7 protein-coding genes are annotated in these 9,848 nt (G+C 71.4%); all 7 read right to left on the bottom strand.

Translation table 11 applies throughout. The annotated features are described in order from the left end of the window. Window positions 1–124: 124 nt before the first annotated feature. Complete coding sequence (locus C7C56_RS06735; protein WP_106756693.1) at window positions 125–2,293, bottom strand: hypothetical protein; 2,169 nt, start codon at window positions 2,291–2,293, stop codon at window positions 125–127. Between the two features lie 13 nt (window positions 2,294–2,306). Continuing rightward, on the bottom strand, window positions 2,307–4,220 hold the full coding sequence (locus C7C56_RS06730; protein WP_106756692.1) for an efflux RND transporter periplasmic adaptor subunit: 1,914 nt from the start codon (window positions 4,218–4,220) through the stop codon (window positions 2,307–2,309). A 62-nt stretch (window positions 4,221–4,282) separates the two neighbouring features. Further along, a complete protein-coding gene (locus C7C56_RS06725) occupies window positions 4,283–5,161 on the bottom strand; it encodes an efflux RND transporter periplasmic adaptor subunit (RefSeq protein WP_106756691.1) in 879 nt (292 codons plus the stop codon). A gap of 1 nt (window position 5,162) precedes the next feature. Continuing rightward, window positions 5,163–6,749, bottom strand: coding sequence for a TolC family protein (locus tag C7C56_RS06720; RefSeq protein ID WP_106756690.1), 1,587 nt, complete (start codon window positions 6,747–6,749; stop codon window positions 5,163–5,165). Window positions 6,750–6,892: 143 nt separating this feature from the next. After that, window positions 6,893–7,615 carry a SapC family protein gene (locus C7C56_RS06715; protein ID WP_106756689.1) on the bottom strand — a complete coding sequence of 241 codons (723 nt, stop codon included), beginning with the start codon at window positions 7,613–7,615 and terminating at the stop codon, window positions 6,893–6,895. Window positions 7,616–7,771: 156 nt separating this feature from the next. After that, window positions 7,772–8,320, bottom strand: coding sequence for an Lcl C-terminal domain-containing protein (locus tag C7C56_RS06710; RefSeq protein WP_181373049.1), 549 nt, complete (start codon window positions 8,318–8,320; stop codon window positions 7,772–7,774). 233 nt (window positions 8,321–8,553) lie between these two features. Continuing rightward, window positions 8,554–9,702: an Lcl C-terminal domain-containing protein gene (locus C7C56_RS06705; protein ID WP_146204317.1), complete on the bottom strand. Its 1,149-nt coding sequence runs from the start codon at window positions 9,700–9,702 to the stop codon at window positions 8,554–8,556. Window positions 9,703–9,848 lie beyond the last annotated feature (146 nt).

The following is a 9,848-nucleotide window of genomic DNA, read 5'->3' as shown; positions in this document are numbered from 1 at the left end:
GTGCAGCAGCGCGGCGAGCGGTTCTTCCGGGCCGGCCGCGGCGGCCGCCATGGCGGCGGCGGCCTCGCGCTCGAAGCCGGCGCGCGCCGTCCACGGCCAGCCCAAGGCCCGCGCCAGGCCCGGATCAAACGCCATAGCGCTTCTGGAACAACTGCATCAGCGCCTTGCGGGCCCGCCCGAACAGCGGTTTGCCGGGCAGTTCGATGCGCATCACGCCCGACAGGCCGGGCAGCGGCGCCAGGCCCCTGGCCTGCTGCGCCTTGAGGTCGGCCGGCAGGCTGGCGCGCAGCTCGAAGAACGACTCGGCACTGGCCTCGCCGCTCTGGTCGCCCGGCTTGTTCGCGATCTCGCCGCCGCCGGCGAAGCCGAGCGCGCTCGAGACCAGCCTGTCGCGGTGGTACGGGATCAGCGTGAAGCGCTCGATCGGTAGCGTGATCTCGGACTGGCCGGCCAGGCGCAATTGGGCGCGCGCCGCGCTGTTGCGGAACAGGTCGTCGGCCTGCTCCTGCGGCACCACCGCCACGAAGCGGAAGCGCTGGTCAACCACCAGTTCGCCGAGCGCCTGGCCGCGCGGGATCCAAGCCCCGCCGCGCTCGTGCAGCGAGGCAGCGGCCACCCATTTGCCGGCGTGCGGGGCGCGCACCTCGAGCCGGCGCTTGAGCCGCTCGAGCTCGCCGATCTGGATTGCCAGCGCGGCGAGCCGCTCGACCAGCGGCGCGCTGTCGGCGCGGTTGCGCGCGAGCGACTGCCGGTACTGCACCTCGAGCTCGTCGCTCTGCTGGCGCGCCAGCGCGTATTCGTAGTCCAGCTCCGGGTTGCCCAGCACCGCGATCAGCTCGCCCTTGGCGACCAGGTCGCCGCTGCGCTTGAGCAAGCGCGTGAGCACCGCCTCGCTGGCCGTGTGCAGCACGCTCGACTCGTTGGCCTGCAACACCCCGTGCGCCATGATCGAGGACGGCATCGGCACGAACAGGACGAACGCGAGCAGGCCGCCCAGGACCGCGCCCGTGACGGTGGCGGCGCGGCGCCGGTTGGCCGCCACCTTCGGCCCGTTGAGGTGCTGGTAGAGTTTTTTGAGCGGCCACACCAGCAGCGTGAGCGCGGTCACCACGGCCATGAACACCCCGACCAGGAACCACTGGTCCATCACGAACAGGATGATGCCGACCGAGATCACGATCCGGTACAGAAAGGCGAGCAGCCCGTAGCCGGTGAACCAGAGCCGCTCGCGCCGGTTGCGGGCCGGCGCCTCGGCGCCCGTCGTGCCCAGCAGGTAGCGGTCGCCCAGGTACATCCAGTGCTGCTGCGCCTTCTGGTACAGGTTGGGGATGTCGACCAGGTCGGCCAGGATGTAGTAGGCGTCGAAGCGCAGCAGCGGATTGCCGTTGAACAGCAGGCTCGAGACGGAGCCGACCACCATCACGTTGTAGGCCAGGCTGTTGACCAGGCCGGGGCCGGTCTGCGACCACACCAGCGCCCCGAGCGCGGCCAGGAACAGTTCGACGAACATGCCGGCGGCGCTGACCATGGCGCGCGCGAAGCGGTCCTTGATGCCCCAGGCCGAGGCGGTGTCGACGTACGGCAGCGGCGTCATGATCAGGAACATGATGCCGAACGCGTGCACCGGGCCGCCGAAGCGCTTGCACACGAACGCGTGGCCGATCTCGTGGAGCAGCTTCATGACGGTCAGCGTCGCGAACAGCCATGGCAGGTTCGACAGCGAGAACAGGCCCTGCGAATGGTCGCTCAGGGCGCCCCAGTTCATGACCGCGGCGCCGGTGCCGGCGCCGACCACGAGCAGCCACAGCAGCAGCGCCGGGCGCCCGGTGGTCAGCGCGATCAGGCGCGCGCAGCGGTCCAGGTGGCGGTTGGGGTCGAACAGGTAGACGCGGGTGTACAAAAAACCCATCAGCTTGCTTTGCAGCTCGCGCCGGCGCTGGGTCTGGGCGCGCGCGTAGATGGCCTGGTTGTCGGGCGGCTCGCGGAAGTACAGCATGTTGGCCACGTGCAGCTGCGACAGCACCCGCACCACGTCCTCCTGGCCGGGCGCCTCGTCGGGGCGCTCGGCGATGAACGCGAGCCAGCCCTCTTCGACCGTCCGCTCGGGCGTGAGGCTGGCGATGAAGGCGTAGGCCTGGGGCGTGACGCGGAAGTAGCGGTGCGAATAGCTGTCGCGCAGCACGTACCAGAGCTCGCCGCCGAAGCGCTGGCGCTCGACCTCGACGCTGGCCGGCAGCGCCACCCTGGCGTGCGCGACGCGGAACCAGGAGTCGCTGAAAACCGCCCCGCTCATCGCGCGCGCGCCCTCAACCGAGCCACCACAGGTGCATGCGCAGGCTGTCGAGCAGGCGGTGGGTCACGATCCAGGCCACGTTGCGGCGCCCGCAGTCGACCTGCGCGATGCCGCTCATGCCGGGCCGCCACCACGCCTCGGGCGCGTCGAGCAGGCGGCCCTTGACCAGGAAGTGGTTGCCCTCCTGCCCCTTGACCTGGGCCATCGGGATCACCGCCGAGAGCGTGAACGGGAAGCTCTGGTCGGGCCGGCTGAGCAGGCGCAGGCGGCCGCGCGCGTTGGCCAGCACGTGCCGCACGTCGCGCTCGGGCACCATGATCTCGACGTACAGGCCGTCGATGCGGGCGATGCGGAACAGGTTGTCGCCCTTCTTGACGGGCGCGTTGAGCAGGTCCTTGCGCTCGCCGGCGACCAGCACGCCCTCGAACGGGGCGCGCGCCTGGGCCTGCGCCAGGTACTGCGCGACCCGGATCTGGCGCGCCCCGGCCTGGGCCGCGCGCGCCGAGGCGATGCCCAGCTCGGCCAGGTTGCCGGCGGCGCGCGCCTTGTCGCTCTCGGCCTCGAGGCGCTGGCGCTCGGCGCCCAGGTCGAGCTGCTGCTGGCGCAGCTCGCGCGTGTCGAGCGTGGCCAGCAGCGCGCCGGCGCGCACCGTGTCGCCGGCGCTGGCGTGGACCTGCTCGACGCGGCCGTCGAACTGGGCGCTGATGAGGCGCGTGCTGTCGGTGGTGAGCTGAGCGTTGGCCTCGATCCGGTGCTCCCACGTGCCGAACACGGCGAACAGCAGCAGCAGCGAACAGGCGGCGACGGCGCCGCGGCGCCACACCTGGCGCGGGCCCAGCAGGAGCGCGAGGCGCGCGCGCGCCCAGTCGCGCAGGCGCAGACCCCACCAGCGGTCGCGCTGCTGCAGCGCGTCCAGCCAGGGCTGCAAAAAGCCGGTCGCCAGCGCCAAGTCGGCGTCGTCGGGCGCGCAGGGCCGCTCCTTGAAGCCGAACAGCAGCACCGCGCCGGCGCTGCCGTCGGCCTGCTGCACCGGGCGCGAGTACAACCGCCCGAAGCCGAGCCGCCGCGCCAGCCTGGCGTGGGTCTCGCAGCCGGGTTCCCCGGCCTGCTCCGCGGCGTCGAACCAGAGCGGCGCGGTGCGCCCGAGCGCCTCGAGGAACACCTCGTCGAGCAATTGCACGTGCTCGGTGTTGCTTTCGAAGCGGTCGACATGGCTCAGGGCGACGGTGCGCATGGCGCCGTCGATGCGCCAGCCGAGCGCGACCTGGTCGGCGCCGAAGCGCGCGGCCAGGCCGTTGACCAGCACCAGGGCGGCGGCGCCGAAGCGGCGTTCGGCCACCACCTGCGCCACCAGGTCGAGCATGGCGACGCTGGCCGGGCCGGGCCCGTCTGAAGGTGCGGCCGGGGCGGCCGGCGCCGCCGCCGGCTCCTGCGCCGGAAAATCGGTCATCAGCATGGCGCGCATGATCAGCTCGTTGAGCTGGCCGCGCTCGCGCTCGGCGATCTCGAGCACCAGGCGCGCCTCGCCGATGCCGCTCGTTTGCACCAGCGCCAGGATGCGCAGGCGGCCGGCGTCGTCGTGCAGCGGCGACAGCGCGAAGCCCTTGTCGAGGCGCTCGCCGCCGCGCTGCTCGAGCAGATCGGGCCAGTTGCGCAGGGCCCAGTCGTCGCCCGCGCCGTGGGCGCCGAGCAGGCGCCAGCCGCCCGCGCCGCGCTGCACCAGCAGCGCCGCGCCGGCCCGGCACAGCGGCCCGATCAGCGCGCAGTACTGGTCCCAGTGGCCGGCGCCGTCGCGCGGGGCGCGCCGCAGCGCCTGCAGCGCCGCGATCAGCTCGGGCGCGTCGGGCGCGCCCTGCGGCCCACCCGGGCCCGCCGCGCGCGCGCGGGCGCCCTGCTGTGGATCGGCGGTGTCGGCTTGGCGGTTCATAGGCGGTTCAGTCAAATGGGTGGGGGGGCGGTCGCGCGCCTGGGCGCGCGCGGGCGCGGCGCCTAGCGCTTGGCGGCGGGCAGCTCGATCATGCCCTTGATGCCGGGGCGGATGCGCAGGCCCGGATTGGGCAGGTCGATCCGCACCTCGACCAGGCCGCTGGCGGCGTCGGCCACGCTGGAGACGAAGCTGACCTTGCCGGCGACCGGGGCGGCGTTGGCCGCGCCCTCGAAACTGACGGTCAGCGATTGCCCGGTCTTGAGCCCGGTCAGCGCCGCCAGCGGCACGTTGGTGGTCAAAAAACAGCGCGAGGCGTCGACCAGCCGTATCAGGGGCTCGCCCGGCTTGGCCCATTCCCCGACCTTGGGGTCGATGCGCGTGATGACCCCGCCCAGCGGGGCCGTCATGGCGCGCAGCGCGCGCTCCTGCACCGCGCCCGAATACTCGAGCTTTTCGCGCCGCTTCTGCGCCAGCAGTTGCTCCTGGCGCCCGCGCGCGGCCGAATATTCGACCTCAAGCTTGCTCATCTCGTCGCGGCTGATCGAGCCGGTGCTCTGGAACACGCGCCGGGTGTCCTTGAGCATGGTGCCGAGCGCGCGCGCGCGCGCGCCGGCCGCGTCCAGTTCGCTGTTGTCCTCGAACACCACCTGGCGCCGGTTGACCTCGATCGACTGCATGCGGTCGTCGAGCACCAGCAGGGTCTGGCCGGCGCGCACCTGCTGCCCGGCCCGCACCGGCAGGCGCGCGACCACCCCGCCCACGCCCATGCTCAGGCTCAAGTCGTGCACCGGGTACACCAGGCCGACGTACTGGGCGGCGTGGGCCGGCGCGGCGGCGGCCAGCGCGGCGGCCAGCACGGCGGCCAGCACGGGGGCGGCCAGCGCGGCCAGGGTGGGGCGGCGCGCTGCGGCCGGTGCGAGGTTGCGGGCGGCGAAAAGCATCTCAGTCTCTCAGTGTTATGGCGTAGTGTCGCAGCAGGGAGCCGTCGGCGTAGCGCAGCGCGTCGTTCGCCTGTCCCAGCCGGGCGTTGCTCTCGACCAGGCGCTGGCGCGAATCGGTCAGCTCGTTCTCGCGCAGCAGCAGCTGCGACAACTGGCCCATGCCCGAGTCGTAGCGCACCTGCTCGATGCGCAGCATCTCGACGCGCAGCGCCACGTCCGAGCCCATCAGGTTGACCTCGTCGCGCCCGCCCGCGGCCTGCTCGGTGCGGGTGCGCACCTCGTTGGCGAGCGCGGTGCGGATCGAATCGATCTCGATCCCGGCCTGGCGCACGCGCGCGTCCTGGGCCGCGTACTGGGCGCGCGCCCTGCGGTTGCCCTCGAGCGGGATCTCCAGGTTCAGGCCGACCGACCAGCCCGGATAGCGCCCATGCTCGGCCAGATCGCGCGCGGGGTTGATTTCGCTCGACAAGCCGGTGTTGGTCTGGCTGAGCACCAGGTCGAGCGTGGGCAGGGACAGGTTCTCGGCGTAGCGCAGGCGGATCCCGGCCTGCTCGGCGCGCAGCCTGGCGATCCCCAGCGCGGGCCAGTCCTGCAGCGCGCGCAGGTAGCGCTGGCCGGCGTCGAGCCCGCCGGCGGCGAGCAGTTCGGGCCCGGGCGCGGCGGCCGTGAGCGTGAGCTTGGAATGGGCCAGCCCCGAGATCGCCAGCACCGTCTCGAGCCGGGCCTCGGCCTCGCGCACGCCCTGGCCGGCGCGGATCAGTTCGACCTCGCGCAGCAGCACGGCGGCCCTCGCCTCGATCTTGTTGCTCGCGGCCAGCTTGCCGGCGTCGACGCGGGCCAGGGTGTCGGCCTCGACCCGGTGCGCGTAGTCGAGCGCCTTCTGGCGGATCTGGCGCACCTCGATGGCGCGGTACAACTGCCAGTACAGGGCCAGCGCCTCGCTGCCGGTCTTGAGCAACTGCTGGCGGTACTGGAACACGGCGATGCGGTGCTCGAGGTTGGCCACGCGCAGGTCGGTCTCGACGATGTCGCGCCCGCCGCCCTTGAGCAGCGGCTGCTTGAAGGCCACCACCACGGCGCCGTCGAATTCGCCGTCGCTTTTGGACGCGCTGCCGATGATGTTGTTGCGGCGCTCGCGCAGCCGGTAGCTGAGCGAAAAATCGCCGCCCGTGGGCAGGCGCACGCGCATCCCGCTCTCGATGCTCTCGTTGCGCTCGTCGAGCACGGAGAGCCTGCTCGTGGCCAGGTTGTTGACGCGCTCCTCGACGGTGCGCTGGCGCTCGCCGGCGTCGCGCCGCCAGCTGGTGTACAGGACCGCCTCGTAGAGCGCGGCCTCGGCTTCGCTGAGCTGGCCGGCGACCTCGATTTGTGCCCGGCTGTAGTTGACCTCGGCGCTGCGCGCGACCACCAGCTGCAGCAGCATCTTCGGGGTCAGGGTCACCACCCCGGCGGCCGGCATGGCGACCGGGTCCGGCGCCGCGGCGCGCTGGGCGGAGGCGGCGCCGCCGGCCAGCGCCAGGGCCAGCGGCAGCAGCAGGCGGGCGTGGCGCCAGCGCGGGAACAATTTAATAATGCTTGGTGCGGACATGTGCGTGACAGACCAAAAAAATGAGAACGTCACGCGGCGCCGCCAGACCGTTGCGGGCGCGGGCGGTGCCGCGTGCGCCCCGTGCCGCCGCAGGGGCGACGGCAAGGCGAAGGCAAGGCGACGGCAAGGCGGCCGGTTGCCGGTCAGGCGGCCAGCGGCTGCTGTTTCTCGTCCTTCAACATCACCAGGCGCTCGATCTGCGAGAGCGAGGTCAGCTGCGCGTAGATCGCCGGCAGGTAGTGCTTGGCGCGCAACTCGAGGAACAATTCGTCCGACAGGTTGTTCAGGCGCTCCTCGTTGATCACGTAGCAGCCCGAGATGTTCTTGAACTTGTCGTTCTGGCGCACCCGCATGTTGAGCGGCACGAACAGGTTGTGCGCGGCCAGGAACTTGCAGAACTCGCCCGTGATCGCGTCCATCTGCTGCAGTTCGGACAGGTAGCGCTTGACGTTCTCGACCACTTCGGTCGGCTCGCCCTTGTCGTCGAACAGGGCGCTGCCCTCGGTGTCGTTGAACAGCTCGCTGCCCTCGTCGACGCACACCAGGAAGCGGCCGTCCTCGCCCGCCTGCGACAGAGCGAACGGATAGCGCCGGATGATGGCGGGGATGTACGAGGCGGCCCACTTCTGGTCGGCGCCGACGAACAGGTTCTCGCCGGCGTCGAGGCCGAGCAGCGCGACCGGGCGGAACTCGTCTTTTTCCTTGTCTTCGATGAACACGAGCGGATAGATGGCGGCGGACCGGACGAACTCGTGCGTCGTGACGTAGGCGATGTGGAACTGCGAGGCGAAGCCGAAACCCTCAACCTGTTTGATCTTTTTTCCGGCATGGCGCTGCTGGTTCACAGGAACGACTTGTTTGAACATGTAAATCTCCAATATTTTCGGTGGTCGGACCGCCCGCGGACGGCCCCTGGTTTTGCACTGCCATTTGCTGCCCGGACCGCGCGCGCGCCGCCCGTCCCGCCCTAGCAGGCTGCTAGCCGGCGCCATCGACGCCGGCTGCCTGCTGCCTGCTAAATTTTACTGCCCGGCGCGCACCAGGCGGATGTTCTTGGCGCCGGTCTTGAGCGCCGGGCCGACATCGCCCGCGTTGTAATCGACATACCAGGCCAGCGCGGTGTGCTGCGCGTAGGGCGAGCCGGTCCAGAAGCTCTGGGCCGGGGTGCGCGGAAAAATGGTGGCGTTGATGGCCGGCGCGGCGCACTTGCGCTCGACCAGCGAGGCCAGCTCGTTGCGGTTCGGCAGGCGCCAGTCGCTGCTGTTGGCGCCCAGCGTGGCCGGGGCCGCGTTGACGGCGGCCACCCGCGCGAGCGCCTCGGCCCAACTGCCGGCCAGGGCGGCGCCGCCGGCGCAGTCGGCGCCGGTGAGGCCCTCGGCGCAGCGTTTCCAGACCAGCCCGGTGGCGGTGTCGCTCACGGTTTCGCCGGAGACCACGAAGCGCGCGTCAGGCGTGCTGGGGTTGATGTCGGCGCCGTTGCAGGCGGCGCCGGCCGGCGCGCTCAAGGCTGCCAGCGCGGCCGCCAGCAAGGTGCTCAGCGCGCGCGCGCGGCGGCGCGATGTTGGTTTCATGTTGGCTCCGAAAAAAAAAGGTGCGGGGCCGCCGCGTGCGCGGCGGCCGGCGGGGTGGATGCGGTCGAGGGCATCAGAGGCTGAGAGTTTTTCGGGCGTGCCCGAGCAGCCCGCCAGAAAGCGGCAGATCGAGGCGAAAAGCACAGCCATAGCGGGCTATGGCGAGCATTTGCAACGACTAACTGGCGCTTTCTGGCGTGATGAGCGGGCATGATCGAAAGACTCTCAGCCTCTCAGTTGCCGCGCACCAGGCGAACCCGGTTGGGGCTCGATTTGGCCGCGAAGCCGACCGCGCCACTGTTGAAGTCGACCTGCCAGGCGTCGGCCGCGGCGCCGGCGCGCGGCGAGGCGCTCCAGTAGGTCGCGGCAAGCTGGTTGGCGAATTGGGGCCGCACGGTCGGCGCGGCGGGCGCGCCGCTGTCGACGATGCCGGCCAGTTCGTCGGCGCTCGGCAGGCGCCAGTCGCTGAAACCGCACAGGGCCTCGGCGTTGACGGCGGCGACGAATTTTTCGGTGTCGCAGCCGCTGCCGCTGCACACGCCGGCGCCGGCGCTGCCGGCCGCGCCGCCGTTGGCGCCGGCGCTGTCGAACCACGAATAGGTGGAGCCGGCCGCATGCAGGCCGGTCCCGCCCTTGCCCTCCCACAGCAGGCCGGTGACGTTATCCTGCACGCAGCCCGCGCCGGGCAAGGCGGTCAGGACGAAGGCGCTGATGCGGCTGCCTCCGGCGCCGGTGAGCGCGGCCTGGGCGTCGCGGCCCGACTCGCCGTCCTGGCCGGCGAAACCGGCTTGCGGGCAGGCCAGCGCGTTGGCCGCCGCGTTCGAGCAGGTCGTGATGCCCGTGTCGTTGAGGCGTTTGCTGTTGACGAAGCCGGTGTTGCCGCTGCCACGGGCCAGGCCGAGCGCCTCGCCCACGCCGGTCGGGCTGGTGTCGTTCCATTTGAACGTGAGGGTGCGGTCGGCCGCGCCCGCGATCGGGCACAGAAACACATTGACCTGGCGCTCGGACGCCGCCGAGGCGATCGACAGCTGGCCGCTGGTGGACGCGCCGCGCGCGGTGACGACCAGGTTGGACGCCGCCGGCAGCAGGAAGTCCACCCCGGCGCCGCAGTCGGTGCCGCTGGTTCCACCGGTGATGATGAAATTGAGCGGCACCGGGTAGCTCACGTTGCTGACCAGGGCGGCGCGGAACGCGAGCAGCGCGCGGCCCGACGCCGACAAGCTGGCCATCGGCGAGGACACTGCCAGCACCGCCAGCGGCGGTGGCGGCGGCGGTGGCGGAGGGGGCGGTGGGGAGCCGCCACCGCTGCCGCAGGCTGCAAGCAGGCAGAGCGCGGCGGCGCCCATCATGGCGCGCGCGCGCCGGCTATCGTTTGAATCCATCGTTTCCGTCCTGATCATCGCTTATACCCCATACCACCAGCTCGCCAGTGTCGAGTCTTTCGTTTTTGCTGTCAAGGAATTTACTTATTCATTCGCTCAGAGGGCCGCCACGCGACACACGCGTAGAAACGAACGCGTCAATACGC

This window comes from Massilia glaciei (assembly GCF_003011895.2).
GTDB classification, from domain to species: domain Bacteria; phylum Pseudomonadota; class Gammaproteobacteria; order Burkholderiales; family Burkholderiaceae_D; genus Telluria_A; species Telluria_A glaciei.
Note: the sequence above shows the minus strand (reverse complement) of the source record. Positions and strands in the feature narration are given on the sequence as shown.

What these genes read in the sequence shown, in the direction of transcription:
- C7C56_RS06735 (WP_106756693.1), bottom strand. Translation starts at nt 2,293, where the DNA reads ATGAGCGGGGCGGTTTTCAGCGACTCCTGGTTCCGCGTCGCGCACGCC.
- C7C56_RS06730 (WP_106756692.1), bottom strand. Translation starts at nt 4,220, where the DNA reads ATGAACCGCCAAGCCGACACCGCCGATCCACAGCAGGGCGCCCGCGCG.
- C7C56_RS06725 (WP_106756691.1), bottom strand. Translation starts at nt 5,161, where the DNA reads ATGCTTTTCGCCGCCCGCAACCTCGCACCGGCCGCAGCGCGCCGCCCC.
- C7C56_RS06720 (WP_106756690.1), bottom strand. Translation starts at nt 6,749, where the DNA reads ATGTCCGCACCAAGCATTATTAAATTGTTCCCGCGCTGGCGCCACGCC.
- C7C56_RS06715 (WP_106756689.1), bottom strand. Translation starts at nt 7,615, where the DNA reads ATGTTCAAACAAGTCGTTCCTGTGAACCAGCAGCGCCATGCCGGAAAA.
- C7C56_RS06710 (WP_181373049.1), bottom strand. Translation starts at nt 8,320, where the DNA reads ATGAAACCAACATCGCGCCGCCGCGCGCGCGCGCTGAGCACCTTGCTG.
- C7C56_RS06705 (WP_146204317.1), bottom strand. Translation starts at nt 9,702, where the DNA reads ATGGATTCAAACGATAGCCGGCGCGCGCGCGCCATGATGGGCGCCGCC.